At 69.8% G+C, this 14,943-nt stretch carries 17 protein-coding genes; 7 read left to right on the plus strand and 10 right to left on the minus strand.

Features of this window, described 5'->3' with window-relative positions:
• Window positions 1-99 precede the first annotated feature (99 nt).
• From nth to metG, 3 genes are all read right to left on the minus strand, one after another.
• Entirely contained in the window at window positions 100-735 is a 636-nt protein-coding gene (gene nth, locus AC3WRN_RS04325) for an endonuclease III (RefSeq protein WP_492622043.1), read from the minus strand.
• Entirely contained in the window at window positions 732-1,340 is a 609-nt protein-coding gene (locus tag AC3WRN_RS04330; RefSeq protein WP_492622044.1) for an RnfABCDGE type electron transport complex subunit B, read from the minus strand. The genes nth and AC3WRN_RS04330 overlap by 4 nt, the downstream gene beginning before the upstream one ends.
• Before the next feature lie 91 nt (window positions 1,341-1,431).
• On the minus strand, window positions 1,432-3,561 hold the full coding sequence (metG, locus tag AC3WRN_RS04335) for a methionine--tRNA ligase (protein ID WP_492622045.1): 2,130 nt from the start codon (window positions 3,559-3,561) through the stop codon (window positions 1,432-1,434).
• 199 nt (window positions 3,562-3,760) lie between these two features.
• Here metG and AC3WRN_RS04340 point away from each other — a divergent pair, with 199 nt between their 5' ends.
• The 3 genes from AC3WRN_RS04340 to AC3WRN_RS04350 are packed head-to-tail and all read left to right on the plus strand — an operon-like array spanning window position 3,761 to window position 6,361.
• Window positions 3,761-4,927 carry an MFS transporter gene (locus AC3WRN_RS04340; RefSeq protein WP_492622046.1) on the plus strand — a complete coding sequence of 389 codons (1,167 nt, stop codon included), beginning with the start codon at window positions 3,761-3,763 and terminating at the stop codon, window positions 4,925-4,927.
• The gene (locus tag AC3WRN_RS04345; RefSeq protein WP_492622047.1) at window positions 4,924-5,571 is read left to right on the plus strand and encodes an HAD family hydrolase; all 648 of its coding nucleotides are present in this window, start codon (window positions 4,924-4,926) and stop codon (window positions 5,569-5,571) included. Before AC3WRN_RS04340 ends, AC3WRN_RS04345 begins: the two co-directional genes overlap by 4 nt.
• A complete protein-coding gene (locus AC3WRN_RS04350; protein WP_492622048.1) occupies window positions 5,564-6,361 on the plus strand; it encodes a DeoR/GlpR family DNA-binding transcription regulator in 798 nt (265 codons plus the stop codon). Before AC3WRN_RS04345 ends, AC3WRN_RS04350 begins: the two co-directional genes overlap by 8 nt.
• A gap of 71 nt (window positions 6,362-6,432) precedes the next feature.
• Here AC3WRN_RS04350 and AC3WRN_RS04355 read toward each other — a convergent pair whose 3' ends face one another.
• Window positions 6,433-6,897 (minus strand): DUF2147 domain-containing protein, encoded by a 465-nt coding sequence (locus AC3WRN_RS04355; RefSeq protein ID WP_492622049.1) that lies wholly within the window; start codon window positions 6,895-6,897, stop codon window positions 6,433-6,435.
• 156 nt (window positions 6,898-7,053) lie between these two features.
• On the opposite strand from AC3WRN_RS04355, the gene apbC reads away from it, so the two are divergent.
• The 4 genes from apbC (at window position 7,054) to AC3WRN_RS04375 (ending at window position 10,038) form a co-directional block, all read left to right on the plus strand.
• The gene (gene apbC / locus AC3WRN_RS04360) at window positions 7,054-8,148 is read left to right on the plus strand and encodes an iron-sulfur cluster carrier protein ApbC (RefSeq protein ID WP_492622050.1); all 1,095 of its coding nucleotides are present in this window, start codon (window positions 7,054-7,056) and stop codon (window positions 8,146-8,148) included.
• Window positions 8,145-8,690: an NADPH-dependent FMN reductase gene (locus AC3WRN_RS04365; RefSeq protein WP_492622051.1), complete on the plus strand. Its 546-nt coding sequence runs from the start codon at window positions 8,145-8,147 to the stop codon at window positions 8,688-8,690. The genes apbC and AC3WRN_RS04365 overlap by 4 nt, the downstream gene beginning before the upstream one ends.
• A 191-nt stretch (window positions 8,691-8,881) precedes the next feature.
• Window positions 8,882-9,448, plus strand: coding sequence for a dCTP deaminase (gene dcd, locus AC3WRN_RS04370; protein WP_007512923.1), 567 nt, complete (start codon window positions 8,882-8,884; stop codon window positions 9,446-9,448).
• 95 nt (window positions 9,449-9,543) lie between these two features.
• On the plus strand, window positions 9,544-10,038 hold the full coding sequence (locus AC3WRN_RS04375) for a hypothetical protein (RefSeq protein ID WP_492622052.1): 495 nt from the start codon (window positions 9,544-9,546) through the stop codon (window positions 10,036-10,038).
• A gap of 82 nt (window positions 10,039-10,120) precedes the next feature.
• Here AC3WRN_RS04375 and pcp read toward each other — a convergent pair whose 3' ends face one another.
• The 6 genes from pcp to pxpB are packed head-to-tail and all read right to left on the minus strand — an operon-like array spanning window position 10,121 to window position 14,938.
• Window positions 10,121-10,777, minus strand: coding sequence for a pyroglutamyl-peptidase I (gene pcp, locus AC3WRN_RS04380; RefSeq protein ID WP_492622053.1), 657 nt, complete (start codon window positions 10,775-10,777; stop codon window positions 10,121-10,123).
• A gap of 35 nt (window positions 10,778-10,812) precedes the next feature.
• Window positions 10,813-11,781, minus strand: a complete 969-nt coding sequence (locus AC3WRN_RS04385; protein ID WP_492622054.1) for a 5-oxoproline transporter, DUF979 family subunit — start codon at window positions 11,779-11,781, stop codon at window positions 10,813-10,815.
• Between the two features lie 2 nt (window positions 11,782-11,783).
• Window positions 11,784-12,479 carry a DUF969 domain-containing protein gene (locus AC3WRN_RS04390; RefSeq protein WP_492622055.1) on the minus strand — a complete coding sequence of 232 codons (696 nt, stop codon included), beginning with the start codon at window positions 12,477-12,479 and terminating at the stop codon, window positions 11,784-11,786.
• 31 nt (window positions 12,480-12,510) lie between these two features.
• Entirely contained in the window at window positions 12,511-13,275 is a 765-nt protein-coding gene (locus AC3WRN_RS04395) for a LamB/YcsF family protein (protein WP_068090599.1), read from the minus strand.
• Window positions 13,272-14,246 (minus strand): 5-oxoprolinase subunit C family protein, encoded by a 975-nt coding sequence (locus AC3WRN_RS04400; protein WP_492622056.1) that lies wholly within the window; start codon window positions 14,244-14,246, stop codon window positions 13,272-13,274. The genes AC3WRN_RS04395 and AC3WRN_RS04400 overlap by 4 nt, the downstream gene beginning before the upstream one ends.
• Window positions 14,243-14,938, minus strand: coding sequence for a 5-oxoprolinase subunit PxpB (gene pxpB, locus AC3WRN_RS04405; protein WP_492622057.1), 696 nt, complete (start codon window positions 14,936-14,938; stop codon window positions 14,243-14,245). Before pxpB ends, AC3WRN_RS04400 begins: the two co-directional genes overlap by 4 nt.
• Window positions 14,939-14,943 lie beyond the last annotated feature (5 nt).

Genomic DNA, 14,943 nt, shown 5'->3' on the forward strand with positions numbered 1-14,943 from the left:
GGCGGACACTGTCCGCCGCTCTTGCCCGTCAAAAAGCCGGCGGACAGTGTCCGCCCTACGAAACAAGAGGAAGAACCAGGTTCTTCCGTCCTCCGTTTCCTAATCGACCGTCTTGTGCTTGTAGCGGCACAGGTCGCGGATCACGCAGTGCGGGCAGTCCGGCTTGCGCGCCTTGCACACGTAGCGGCCGTGCAGGATCAGCCAGTGGTGGGCGTCCTGCTTGAACTCGGCCGGGACCACTTTCTCCAGCTTGTCCTCGACCGTGCGCACGTCCTTGCCGGGGGCCAGGCCGGTGCGGTTGGCGACGCGGAAGATGTGCGTGTCCACCGCGATGGTCGGTTCATTGAAAGCCGTATTCAAAACGACGTTGGCGGTCTTGCGGCCCACGCCGGGGAGCGCCTCCAGCGCTTCGCGCGTGCGCGGCACCTCGCCGTCGTGCCGTTCGAGCAGCAGCCGGCACAGCGCGATCACGTTCTTCGCCTTCGCGTTGAACAGCCCGATCGTGCTGATGTAAGGCTTCAGGCCGTCCTCGCCGAGGTCGAGGATCGCCTGCGGCGTGTTCGCCACCGGATAGAGCTTCTTCGTGGCCTTGTTCACGCCCACGTCGGTGGCCTGTGCCGACAGCACTACGGCGACCAGTAGCTCGAACGGCGTGCCGTAGACGAGTTCGGTGGTGGGATGCGGGTCGAGTTCACGCAGGCGCGAGAACAGTTCCACCACCTCGGTACGCTTCACGGTTTCGGCTCCTGCCGCTTTGCCCTGGCGCGGGCCAGCGCGGCGAGTACGGGGTTGATCGGGCCGGATGCGGCGTCCACCGCGGCCTTGCGCGCGGCCAGCTCGGCTTCGCGCTCGACCCGCTGGTGCCCGAGGCGCGCTTCGCGGCGCCGGAAATGGGCGCGCGCCGCGTCGGCGTGCGCGGCGTCGATCTGCGCGGGCGGCATCGGTTCCAGCACGATGCAGTCGACCGGACAGGCCGGCACGCACAGCTCGCAGCCGGTGCAGTCGTCGGCGAGCACGGTATGCATCAGTTTCGAGGCGCCCACGATGGCGTCGACCGGGCAGGCCTGGATGCACTTGGTGCAGCCGATGCAGTCGGCCTCGACGATGCGTGCCAGCATGCGCGGCTTTTCCACGCCATTGGCAGGATTCAGCGGCAGCACCGGCCGATCCAGCAGCGCCGCCAGCTTCGCGATCCCGGCCGTACCGCCGGGCGGGCACTGGTTGATTTCCGCCTCGCCGCGCGCGATCGCCTCCGCATACGGCCGGCAGCCGCGATAGCCGCACTGCTCGCACTGCGTCTGCGGCAGCAGGGCGTCGATGCGGTCGGCGAGGTCGTTCATGGGGATTCGGGATTCGGGATTCGGAAAGAGCAGTGTGCGGCGGGCTGGCAGCTTTTCACTAATCCCCAATCCCGAATCCCGGCTTCCCAGCTCAGCGCACGTTGGCGCCCGGCCTGGCGCCCTGGTCGGCGTCGAGCAGGAACAGGTCGCTGCCGCCGTCGCCGGCGGAGAGGATCATGCCTTCGGACAGGCCGAAGCGCATCTTGCGCGGGGCCAGGTTGGCGATGAACACCACGTTGCGGCCGACCAGGCTTGCCGGTTCGGCGTAGGCGGCGCGGATGCCGGAGAAGATCTGCCGCGTGCCCAGCGGGCCGGCGTCCAGTTCGAAGCGCAGCAGCTTGTCCGAGCCGTCCACGAAGTCGCAGGCGATGACCTTGCCGATGCGCAGGTCGAGCCGGGCGAAATCGTCGATGCCGATGAAGCCGGGAGTCGGGAGCGGGGAATCCTGCAGGGGGGCTTCCTTGCGGCCGCCGGGAGCCGTCGCTGCAGGCTTTGCACTGTCGCTCATGGGCTTTTTCTTCCTGGAGGCCGCGGCAGCCTCGGTGGGGACGCCGAGCGAATCCTTCGAGGCTTCGACCATGGCCTCGATGCGCTTGGGATCGATGCGGCCGAGCAGCGGGTCGAACGCGTTGATGGCATGGTTGCGCAGGCTGGCGCGGGCGTCGTCGAAGTCGGCGATCGGTGCGGCCAGGAACTGTTCGGCAGCAGCTACGGTAATCGGCAGGATCGGCTTGAGCATGCCGGCCAGCAGGCGGAACGCGGTCAGCGCGAACGAGCACACCTGGTGCAGCTCCTCGCGGCGGCCTTCGTCCTTGGCCATCGCCCACGGCGCCATGGCGGCGATGTGGCCGTTGACCAGGTCGGCCATCAGCACGAAGCGGCGGGTGACCTCGGCGAAGTCGCCGCCGTCATAGAGCGCGGCGACGCCGTCGTAGTGTTCCAGCAGGGTGTTCCACAGCGCGGTTTCCTCGACGCTGAGCTGCGGCGCCAGGCGGCCGCCGAAATACTTGTGCACGAAGCCGGCGGTGCGGCTGGCGATGTTCACCCACTTGCCGATCAGGTGCGAGTTGACGCGCTCCTCGAACGCCTTGAGGTCGAGATCCACGTCGACCGGCGCGTCGCTGAGCATGCTGGCGAAGTAGTAGCGCAGGAATCCCGGATGCAGGCCGGCGTCCAGGTAGGTACGCGCCCGGATAAAGGTGCCGCGCGACTTGGACATCTTCGCGCCGTTCACCGTGAGGTAGCCGTTGACGTGCAGCGCGGTGGGCGTGCGGAAGCCGGCGCCGTGCAGCATCGCCGGCCAGAACAGGCCGTGGAAGTTGATGATGTCCTTGCCGATGAAATGGTGCATCTCGGCCGTGCTGCCGGGGGCGAGGAACTCGTCGAACTTCAGGTGGGTGCGGTTGCACAGTGCCTTGAAGCTGGCCAGGTAGCCGACCGGCGCGTCCAGCCATACGTAGAAGAACTTGCCCGGCGCATCGGGGATCGGGAAGCCGAAGTAGGGTGCGTCGCGCGAGATGTCCCAGTCCTTCAGGCCGCCGTCCAGCCACTCGCGCAGCTTCGCCGCGACGCCGCTGTTCGCCACCGGCTTGCCGTGGGTGAGCTTGCCGGCGAACCAGTCGCGCAGCAGTCCCTCGAACTTGCCCAGTTCGAAGAAGTAATGCTCCGAATCGCGCAGCACCGGGGTGGCGCCGGACATCACCGAGTACGGGTTGATCAGGTCGGTGGGCGCGTAGGTGGCGCCGCAGTGCTCGCAGTTGTCGCCGTACTGGTCCGGCGTGCCGCAGTTCGGGCACACGCCCTTGATGTAGCGGTCCGGCAGGAACATTTCTTTTTCAGGATCGAACAGCTGCTGGATGCTGCGCCTGGCGATGTAGCCGCCATCGCGCAGGCGCGTGTAGATCAGCGTCGACAGCTCGCGGTTCTCTTCCGAATGGGTGGTGTGGTACTGGTCGAACGCCACGCCGAACGCGGCGAAATCCGCCTCGTGGCCTTCGCGGATGCCGGCGATGAAGGCCTCGGGCGTCATGCCGGCCTTCTCCGCGGCCAGCATGATCGGCGTGCCGTGCGCATCGTCGGCGCAGACGTAGACCACCTTGTTGCCGTTCATCCGTTGCGCGCGCACCCAGATGTCGGCCTGGATGTAGCCCAGCAGGTGGCCCATGTGCAGCGGGCCATTGGCATAGGGCAGGGCGTTGGTGACGAGCAGGCGACGACTCATGGGGCGTATTCCGTTGTTGACTGCGCATTATGCCATGGCCGCCGCGGTCGCATTGGCCGCGGGGCGGCTTCCGGCAAGGCCTGGCGGTGGAGCCGGGCGCGTTCCATGCCCGCTTCGCGACGCATGGGAGCGATCCGGCCGATTGCGTATTTTTTCATATTTATATACATTTATACGCATTGAATGACATGGAGTCGGCATGCAGACGAGCGGCATTTTCCCGGCAGTGGACGAGCGCAACGGGCTGGCGCCGGCCATTCGCGCCACCCGGCTGGTCTTCCTGGCTTCCGGCATCGGCATGGCCGCGTGGGCGCCGATGGTGCCGTATGCGAAGGCGCGGCTCGGCCTCGACGAGGCTTCGCTTGGCTTGCTGCTGCTGGCCTTCGGCGGCGGCTCGATGGTATCGATGCCGCTGGTCGGCCTGCTCACCCATCACGTCGGCAGCCGCCGGGTGATCGGCGTCGGCGGGCTGATGCTGTGCCTGGCGCTGCCGCTGCTGGCGATCGCGCCCGGCGTGGCCACGCTGGCACTCGCCCTGTTGTACTTCGGCGTGGCGCTGGGCGCGGTGGACGTGGCGATGAACGCCCATGCGGTGGAGGTGGAACGCCGCGATGGCCGCCCGCTGATGTCGGGCTTCCACGGTCTGTTCAGCATCGGCGGCTTGAGCGGAGCGGCCGGCATGAGCCTGCTGCTGGCGCTCGGCTGGCCGCTGACCGCCGCCGCCGCTGCCGTTTCCGTGCTGCTGGCCGTGGTGGTGGTAACGCAGTGGCCCCGCCTGATCGAGCATGTCGACGATGCCGGCGGACGCGCGGCGGCGTTCGGCATGCCGCGCGGCATCGTGTTGGTGCTGGGCCTGCTGTGCTTCATCAGCTTCCTGGCCGAAGGTTCGATGCTGGACTGGAGCGCGGTGTTCCTGCGCGATTTCCGCGGTTTCCCGGCAACCTCCGCGGGCATCGGCTATGCCGCCTTTTCGGTGGCGATGGCGCTGGGCCGGCTTACCGGCGACTGGACCGTCGCGCGTTTCGGTCCGGTGCTGACCGTGCGCCTGGGCGCCTGCATGGCAGCGGCGGGTTTCCTGTTGGCGTCGATGCTGGCGTGGCCGCCCGCGGCGCTGCTCGGCTTCGTGCTGATTGGGTTGGGTGCGGCCAATATCGTGCCGGTGATGTTCGGCGCGGCCGGCCGGCTGCCCGGCACGTCGCCGGGCATGGCCATCGCCACGGTGACCACGCTGGGCTATGCCGGCCTGCTCAGCGGCCCGGCACTGATCGGTTTCCTGGCCCAGGCCAGCAGCCTGCCGGCGGCACTGGCGGCGGTGGCCGGGTTGCTGCTGCTGACCGCCGCGTCGGCAAGGCTGGTGCGGCCGTGAACGCAGCCGGCGGTCGCTTCGACACGGTGGTGTTCGATCTGGGCGGGGTGCTGATCGACTGGAACCCGCGCCACCTGTATCGCCGGCTGTTCGGCGACGAGGCGGCGATGGAGCGCTTCCTGGCCGAGGTCTGCACCATGCATTGGAACGAGCAGCAGGATGCCGGCCGCGGCTGGGACGAGGCGATCGCCACGCTCAGCGCGCAACACCCGCAGCATGCCGGGCTGATCGCGGCCTACCGTGCGCGCTGGGACGAAATGCTGGGCGGCCCGCTGGCGCCCAGCGTGGCCGTGCTGGACGAATTGCGCGGGCGGAACCTGCGGCTGTATGCGCTCACCAACTGGTCGCATGAGACCTTTCCGATCGCGTGGGAGCGCTACGATTTCCTGCACTGGTTTGCCGGGGTCATGGTGTCCGGGCAGGAGCGGCTGCTGAAGCCCGATCCGGCGATCTTCCGGCGGCTGCTCTCGCGCTTCGGGCTGCTGCCGCAGCGCACGATCTACATCGACGACGCATCGCGCAATGTCGATGCCGCCCGCCGGCTGGGCATGCACGGCCTGCTGTTTCGCGACGCGGCCACGCTGCGCGCGGAGCTTCGCGCGGCCGGCGTGCTGGGTGCGATGGAGGGCGATGGCCATGGCTAAGGCAACCGTTTCCGGCGAGATGCTGCCGCAGGAGCGCCAGCACGAGATCCTGCAGCGCCTGCGCAGCCGCGGGCGGGTAGTGGCGGCGGAACTCTCGGTGGAGTTTGCGGCGTCGGAGGATTCGATCCGCCGCGACCTGCGCGAACTGGCCGCGCAGGGATTGTGCAGGCGCGTCTACGGCGGCGCGCTGCCGCTGTCGGCGGCGATCGCCCCGCTGAAGCAGCGGCGCGGCGAACAGGTCGGCCGCAAGCTGGCCCTGGCGCGCAAGGCGGTGAGCCTGGTGCGCCAAGGCCAGGTGCTGCTGATCGACGCCGGTTCCACCAATGCCGCGATTGCCGCGGCCCTGCCCGAACGGATGGGCCTCACCGTGATCACCAATGCGCCGGATATCGCGCTGGCGCTGATCGAGCGCGAGGGCTTCGAGATCCTGCTGCTGGGCGGCCGCATCGATCCGCGGATCGGCGGCGCGGTGGGGGCGCAGACCCTGCAGGAGCTGCATCGCGTCCGCGCCGACCTGTGCTTCCCCGGCGCCTGCGCGATCGACGCGGAGAGCGGCCTGTGGGGTTTCGACAGCGAGGAATCGCTGTTGAAGCGGGCGATGGTCGAGGCCAGCGGCGAGACCGTGGTGGTGGCCACCAGCGACAAGCTGGGCGCGGCGGCCACGCACCGGATCGCGCAGACCAGCGAGGTGCAGCACCTGGTGGTCGAGCATGCCGTCGGCCGCCAGGCGCGCGCCGCCTTCGGCTCCCGCGGCGTCAGCGTGCATCGGGCCGATCCGGCGGCCGACTGACCACACATGAAAACGCCCCGGACCGGCAGGCGGCGCGGGGCGTTCGGATCAGGCGCGGCGATGAAGCGGTGTCAGTCCTGCCGTTCCCAGACCTGCGAGCGGCCGAGCAGGGCGAAGCCGATGTAGCCGTGCACGTCGAGCTTGCGGCCGCTGTCCGTCAGCTTGAGCCTCACCTTGTAGACCTTGCCGTTCTTCGGGTCGAGGATCCTGCCGCCGCTCCATTCGTCGCCGTCCTTGCTGACGCCCCACATGAAGGTCATCCCCACGATCGGCTGGTTCTTGCGCTCGCCGTCGCACTTGGTGCAGACCGGGTGCTCGCCGTCGCGGGCCACGTCTTCCGGCGTGCGGTTCAGCAGCTTCACGATTTTCGCCTGGTACTCGCCATTGTGCTCGGTGATCTCGACGATCGACTTCTGCTGGTGGGTGGCGTCGTCGATGGTCTTCCAGGTGCCGGCCGGAGTGTCGGTGGCGGCCAGCGCGGTGCCGGCAGCCAGCAGCAGGCCGGCGGCGAAGGTGAGGCGGACAGCAAGCTTCATGGATGATCCTCCCGTACGAAAGCGTATGGAATGCGAGACTGGCGAGGTTCCACAAGGCCGTCAAGCTGCAATGCGCCATGCCTGTCGCTGACCCAGGTCAGCGGGGCCGCGACGGCGGGCTGGCATAATGGGTGCCCCGCAAACACCCGAGCCGACATGACGCAGGCGAACGAAACCCTGGTCCGCCAGATCCTTGGCGGTCTCATCGACACCCATACCGGCGCGCCGCTGGCCGAGGCCGTGCGCGCGGTCGGCGTGGACGGGGCGAAGGTGTCGGTGGACCTGCAACTGGGCTATCCGGCCGCCGGCGCCATCGACAGCCTCACGGCGCGCGTGCGCCAGGCGCTGGAAGCCGATCCGGCGATCGACTCGGCCGCGGTTTCGATCACCAGCCGCATCCACGTGCACAAGGTGCAGGGCACGCTGGGGCCGCTGCCGAACGTGAAGAACATCATCGTGGTGGCGTCCGGCAAGGGCGGCGTGGGCAAGTCCACGGTGTCGGCGAACCTGGCGCTGGCGCTGCAGGCCGAGGGTGCGAAGGTCGGCGTGATGGACGCGGACATCTACGGGCCCAGCCAGCCGACCATGCTCGGGGTGCACGGCAAGCCGGCCTCGCCGGACGGCAAGAGCATCATCCCGATGCAGGCGCACGGCATGCCGGTGATGTCGATCGGCTTCCTGGTGGAGGAGGATACGCCGATGATCTGGCGCGGTCCGATGGTCACCCAGGCGATGATGCAGTTGCTCACCGACACGCGCTGGGAACCGCTCGACTACCTGATCGTCGACCTGCCGCCGGGCACCGGCGACATCCAGCTCACGTTGTCGCAGAAGGTGCCGGTGGCCGGCGCGGTGATCGTCACCACGCCGCAGGACATCGCCCTGCTGGATGCGCGCAAGGCGCTGAAGATGTTCGAGAAGGTCGAGGTGCCGGTGCTCGGCGTGGTGGAGAACATGGCCACCCACGTCTGCTCCAACTGCGGCCACGAGGAAAACATCTTCGGCGAAGGCGGCGGCCAGCGCATGGCGACGCAATACGGCGCGGCCTATCTCGGCTCGCTGCCGCTGGACATCCGCATCCGCGAACAGGCCGACGGCGGCAACCCCACGGTGGCGGCGATGCCCGATTCCGACCTCGCCATGCGCTATCGCGAGATCGCCCGCAACGCGGCCGGCCGGCTGTCGCGGCAGCCACGCAACAAGTCGCTGGGGCTGGGCAAGATCGTGGTGCAAGGCGTGCCGGCCGCATGACGGCGCCGGCGCAGCGCGTGCTGTGCCTGTCCGGCAGCCTGCGCCGGATGTCCTCGAACACGGCCGTGCTGGAAGCGGCGCAGCAGCTGGCGCCGCCGGCGCTGGAGCTGGTGCTGTACGACGGGCTCGGTAGCTTGCCGCTGTTCAATCCGGACGACGAAGCCGATGCCGTGCCCGCGCCGGTACGGTCGCTGCGCGAGGCCGTCGGCCGCGCCGATGCCTTGCTGGTCGCCTGCCCCGAATACGCCCACGGCGTGCCCGGCGCGTTCAAGAACCTGCTGGACTGGCTGGTCGGCAGCCTGGAGTTTCCGGGCAAGCCGGTGCTGCTGTTGAACACGGCCGCGCGCGGTTCGTACCATGCGCAGGAGGCGCTGGCCGAGATCCTGTACACCATGTCCGCCCAGTTGCTGGCGGCGCAGCCCCTGCCGGTGGCGCTGCCGGGCGCCGGCTGCACGGCGGCGCAGGTACTGGCCAGCGCGGAACGCTGCGCGGAATTGTGCGCGGCGCTGGACATCTTGGCCGATATTCCGCGCCCACCGTAGGAGCCCGCTCGCGGGCGATGCTCCTGCTTTTGCGAATCCCGAACCCCGAATCCCGGCTCCAAAAGCATCGCCCGCGAGCGGGCTCCTACGGTGGCGGATCTGGTCGGGTGGCGCGGCGGCGCCCGGACCATGTATTTTTGCCGCTTTGCGCCCGGCTGGACCGGGTGCTGCCGCTACCGACCGGAGTCCGCGTGAGCATCAAATCCGACAAGTGGATCCGCCGCATGGCCGAAAGCCACGGCATGATCGAGCCGTTCGAACCGGGCCAGGTCAAGCTGCGCGACGGCAACAAGCTGATCTCGTACGGCACCTCCAGCTACGGCTACGACGTGCGCTGCGCGCGCGAGTTCAAGATCTTCACCAACATCAATTCCACCATCGTCGACCCGAAGGCGTTCGATCCGTCGAGCTTCGTCGACGTCGAGGCGGACGTATGCATCATCCCGCCGAACTCGTTCGCGCTGGCGCGCACGGTCGAGTACTTCCGCATCCCGCGCAAGGTGCTCACGGTCTGCCTCGGCAAGAGCACCTACGCGCGCTGCGGCATCATCGTCAACGTGACCCCGCTGGAGCCGGAGTGGGAGGGCCACGTGACGCTGGAGTTCTCCAACACCACCCCGCTGCCCGCAAAAATCTACGCCAACGAGGGCGTGGCGCAGATGCTGTTCCTCGAATCCGACGAGGAGTGCGAGACCAGCTACAAGGACCGTGGCGGCAAGTACCAGGGCCAGCAGGGCGTGACCCTGCCGCGCACCTGAGTACGCGAGCTGAACGGCGGAGCGGCGACCCGCATCGCCGTTCTTGGCCGCGCTACACTTCCACGATCCAGACGTTCGATTGCCAGGAGACTCCCATGACCCGTTTTTCCACATTGCTGACGCGCGTCACGGCAGCCCTCATGCTGGGCAGCCTGCTCGTGCTGGCAGGTTGCCACCGGGGCGGTACCCGGGACGCGGTCGGCACGGCATCGATGAAGGGCCAGTTCGACGCCACGCTGCAGGCCTACAAGGATGGCCAGTTCCTGCTCGATGGCGCGGTGCTTTCGGCGCTCGATGTCGGCAGCCATTTCGCCTACCTGAAGGACCAGGGCAAATTGCCGAAGACCGTGCTGCTCGTGCCCAGCGACGATTCCAAGATCCGCAAGCGGCACCTGGAATACCTGGCGCGCATGCAGATGGACTATGGCTTCACCGCGTATTACGACGATGGCGGCACGCTGACCAAGATCAATCCGGTGGAAACCAAGGCGCGTGCGCTCGAGGATCATCATGCGCCGGCAGCGTTGCCCGATTCGCAGAAGGGCAAGGATGCCAGCAGCGGCGGCTTCGACCCCCAGCACCAGTACTGATACCCCGCCGTAAGAACCCAGGAAGCCGCGATGCGAATCGCGGCTTCCTGTTTTCTTGTGGTCGCGACGGCGATGGACCCGCTCAGTCCAGGGTGCCGGCGCCGAGCCTGCGGTCGCGCCGGGTGGCGGTTGCCGTGCGCAGGGCGATTTCCAGGCCGCGCACCACCTCGGCCTGCGTCATGCTGGGCGCGCCGGGATGCCGCGCGGCCTGCACCGGGAGGAACGGGATGTGGATGAAGCCGGCGCGTGCGCCCGGCCGCCGCGATGCCAGGTGCAGCATGGCGTAGGCGATGTGGTTGCAGACGTAGGTGCCGGCGCTGTTCGAGATTTCCGCCGGCACGCCCTGCGCCTGCAGCGCAGCCAGCATCGCCTTGACCGGCAGCGTGCTGAAGTAGGCGGCCGGAGCATCGGCGATCACCGGTTCGTCGATCGGCTGCGTCCCGGCGTTGTCGGGGATGCGCGCATCCTGCAGGTTGATCGCCAGCCGTTCGATCGACAGCTGCGCCCGCCCGCCGGCCTGGCCGACGCCGAGCAGGATCGACGGCGCCGCCTGGCGTACCGCGCTGCGGAGCAGGCGCAGCGAGGCGGCGAACTCGGTGGGCAACTGCAATGCGACGACGCGATGGCCGCCGATGCGCCGGCCGTGCAGCGCGCGCACGGCCTCCCACGACGGATTGACCGCTTCGCCCGCGAACGGGTCGAAGCCGGTCAGCAGGATGCGTGGCAGGGATGCGCCCATGGGGGCCTCCTCAAGACGTGTTCAACAAGGCGTGTTCAACGGAATGCCAGCAGCCACATCGTCACGAACGTGGCGGCGAGGATCCACCACGCGCTCCAAAGCTGCGCGCGGATCACCCCGTACGGGTTGCGCAACTCCAGCAAGGCCGCCGGCACCAGGTTGTAGTCGGCCGCCATCGGCGTCAGCAGGGTGCCGCAGTAGCCGCACAGCATGCCCATCGAGCCGAGTATCGCCGGATCGGCGCCGTGCTGGCGAATCAGCAGCGGCAGGCCGATGCCGGCCATCATCACCGGGAAGGCGGCGAACGCGTTGCCCATGATGACGGTGAACAGCACCATGCCCAGCGCGAAGGTGACCAGGCAGGCCAGCGCGCTGCCGGTGGGCAGCCAGCTGGTGGCCAGCGCGGCGATCGCCGCGCCCACGCCGCTTTGCGTAAACACTTCGCCGAGCGCCGCCAGCAGCAGCGGCAGCAATGCCGCCCAGCCGATCGCGTCGAGCAGGCGGCGGCCTTCGGCCAGACCGGCGGGCAGCGGGGCACGTGCCACGCGTGCGGCGGCGAACAGCGCGATCACGCAGGCCAGCGCCAGCCCGGTCAGGGTCATCTGCGCGGTGGCGAACAGGTGCCGGCCGGCGAACGCCAGGTAGCCGCCGAACAGCGCCACCAGCAGGGTCACCAGCGGTATCAGCAGGGCCGGCACGAGCAGCTTGTGGCCGAGCCGGATGGCCGACTGCAGGCGTTGCGCAGCGCTGCCTTCCTCGGCATGGGCGTGCCGATGCAGTCGCGGCGCCAGCAGCGCCAGCACGATCACGCCGATGCCCGCCAGCTGCGCAGGCAGCGTATGGCCGGCGGCCTGCTGCGCCAGCACGTAGTCGCCAGCGCCGAACAGCACGCCGAGCACCAGCCAGAACGCGGCGTGCCAGGAGCGCCGCTCGCGCAGGTCGCGCAGGCCGCAGTAGAGCAGGAACGCGGCGATCAGCCAGTAGACGTATTCGATGCGGAGCATGCTCAGTCCGCCGCCTCGGCCCGCAGGCCGGCGGCGCGGCGCTGCAGCCGGCGCTGGTACAGCCATATCCGCACGGACTGGACGACGAAGGCCGCGACCGCGGTGGGCAGGGCCCACAACGCGATCGACAGGGGGCTCAGCTCGATGCCGTGCTGGGCATAGAAGCCTTGGATCAGCAGCACGGCGCCGAGCGCGATGAACACGTCCTCGCCGAAGAAGCGGCCGATGTTGTCGGTGGCCGCGGCGACCGCGCGCAGTTCGTCGCGGTCGGCGTCGTCCAGGCCTGGGTGGATCTTGGCCGCCGCCGCCTCGCCCATCGGGGCCAGCAGCGGGCGCACGGTTTGCGCCGCGCCGGCCACGCCGGTGAGACCCAGCGCCGCCAGCAGCTGGCGCAGCAGCAGGTAGCCGATCAGCAGCCGCGCGAGGGTCAGTCCATGCAGCCGGGTCATCCAGCGCTGCGCGTGTTCGCGCAGGCCCGCGCGCTCGAGCAGGCCGATCGCCGGCAGGGTCAGCACGAACAGCATCAGCATGCGGCTGGAAACGAAACTCTTGCCGAGCAAGGCCAGCAGGGCAGGGATCGTCAGCCCGGCGAGCAGGCCGCTGCCCACGGCGGCGGCGACCACCACCAGCACCGGATTGAAGCGCAACAGGAAGCCGACGACGATCACCGCGACGCCGAGCAGGGGCCAATAGTTCATGCGGTTCCTCCGAGATGGGGCGGCACGCCCGTCATGCTGCATCCGGCGCGGCGATGCGCAGGCCGGCGGCGTCGAGCGCCTCGCGCAGGCGGCATGCCAGCTGCACCGCGTGCGGGCCGTCGCCGTGCAGGCACAGCGTGTCGGCCCGCAGCGGAACGGGCCGGCCGTCCACCGCCTGCGCCGTGCCGTCGCGGGCGATGCCGAGCGCCTGGGCCACGGCAAGTTCGACGTCCTCGATCACCGCGCCGGCCTCGCTCCGTGGCTGCAGCGAGCCGTCGGCGCGATAGCGGCGGTCGGCGAAGGCCTCGGCCGCCACCGCCAGGCCGAGCTTCCGGCCCGCCTCGATCAGCGCCGAACCGGCCAGGCCGAACAGCCGCAGCCGCGGGTCGAAGTCGCGCACCGCGCGGGCGATCGCGTCGGCAAGGAGGGCATCGCGCGCAGCCATGTTGTACAGCGCGCCATGCGGCTTGACGTGGCTGAGCGTGGCGCCGGCGGCGCGGGTGAACGCATGCAGCGCGCCGATCTGGTAGAGCGTCGTGGCGTACGCCTCGGCGGGCGTCACGCCGATCTCGCGCCGGCCGAAACCCTGCAGGTCGGGCAGCGAGACGTGTGCACCGATCGCCACGCCGTGAGCCACCGCCTGCGCCACCGTGCGCTGCATGATCCCGGGGTCGCCGGCATGGAAGCCGCAGGCGATGTTGGCCGAGCTGAGCAGCGGCAGCAGCGCATCGTCGTCGCCCATGCGCCACGCGCCGAACGACTCGCCGAGGTCGCCGTTGAGGTCGATGCGGTTCATGCGCCGGTTTCCAGTCGTTGTGCGATCGCGTCGAGCATGCGGGTCAGTCGTTGCCGGTGTGCGGCCAGCCGGGCCAGTGCTTCGTCCATGCCGGTTTCGCGGAAGCATACGGTATCGCCGGGACGCAGCTGCGCCAGCCGCGGCAGGTCCACCGCGGCGAGCTGGCCGATGCGCGGATAACCGCCGGTCACCGGCGCCTCGGCCTGCAGCACGATCGGCTGGCCTGAGGGCGGCAGCTGCAGCGTGCCGGGCAAGACCGCCTCGGAGACCAGCTCCAGCGGTTCCGCCAGGTGCAGCGCATGGCCGTCCAGGCGGCTGGCGGTGCGGTTGCTGTCCTTGCTCAGGGTGAAGTGGCCGCCGTACAGCTGCCGCTGCGAGGCGCTGTCCAGGGCCGCCCAGTGGCTCCCGTGCAGCAGCGCCAACGGCCGGCGCGCGAAGTCGAACCACGGCTGCGGATCGGGGCCCCAGCCCAGCACGCGCACGTGCTGGCGGGCCGGCAGGGTGCGCAGCGGCGCGGCCGCGCCCACCGGTAGCACGTCGCCCGCCTGCAGCGCGCGGCCGATGCGCGCATGCAGGTCGCTGCTGCGGCTGCCGAGCAGCGGCGGCACGTCGAAGCCGCCGCGCACGGCAAGGTAGCTGCGGCAGCCCCGGCTCATGCCGCCGAGTTGCAGCACGCTGCCCGCGGGCAGCAGGCAGGTCGTCCATGGCGGGATTGCCTGCGAGCCGACGCGGGCGGCGATCGCCGCGCCGGTCAACGCGATCACCGCGGCCTGCCCGAAGCGGAGGCCGGGACCGGCCAGGGTGCATTCCAGCGCGGCCTCGCCGCGGCGGTTGCCGACCAGTGCGTTGGCAAGCTGCCATGCCGGCAGGTCCATCGCGCCGGCACGGCCCACGCCCAGCGCGGCATGTCCCGGCCGGCCGGCATCCTGCAGGCTGCTCAGCAAGCCCGGCCTGATCACCGTGGCGCTCATCCGGGACGGGCCGCCAGCTGGCGAAAGGCGTCCGCATCGATCGCGCGGAAACGCACGCGATCGCCCGCGGCAAGCAGTGCGGGCGTTTCCGCCGCGAGGTCGAACAGGCGCAGCGGGGTGCGCCCGATCACCTGCCAGCCGCCGGGCAGCGCCTCGGGGTAGATCCCGGTCTGGCTGCCGCCGATCGCCACGCTGCCGGCCGGCACGCGCTGGCGCGGATCGCTGCGCCGCGGCACCACCAGGCGCGGATCGAGTCCGAGCAGGTAGGGGAATCCCGGCGCGAAGCCCAGCATCGCCACGCGGTAATCCGCCGCCGCGTGCAGCGCGGACACCGCGGCCTCGTCGAGCCCGCAGCAGGCGGCGACTTCGGCGAGATCCGGCCCGTACTCGCCGCCATAGCAGACCGGAATGACCAGCTCACGCGCCGCGGCGACGGCGTCGCCGGCCTCGGCCAGCGCTGCACCGGCAGCCGCCTGCAGCTGGCGATGGGGACCGCCGTCGCCGGGCCAGTCCCGCGGGTCGAAGCGCAGCAGCACGCTGGCATAGGCCGGTACGCATTCCACCCGCGGCAACCGGCGCAGGCGGGCGGCCGCGGCCTGCACCCGGGCGTTGAGCTCGATGTCGATGCGGTCGCCGAAACGCAGCAGCAGCGCATCCTCGGCCAGTGCCTCGAACCGGGTCGGCGATTCCATCGGCG

The sequence above is a fragment of the Rhodanobacter sp. FW101-FHT13A11 genome (genome assembly GCF_058790335.1).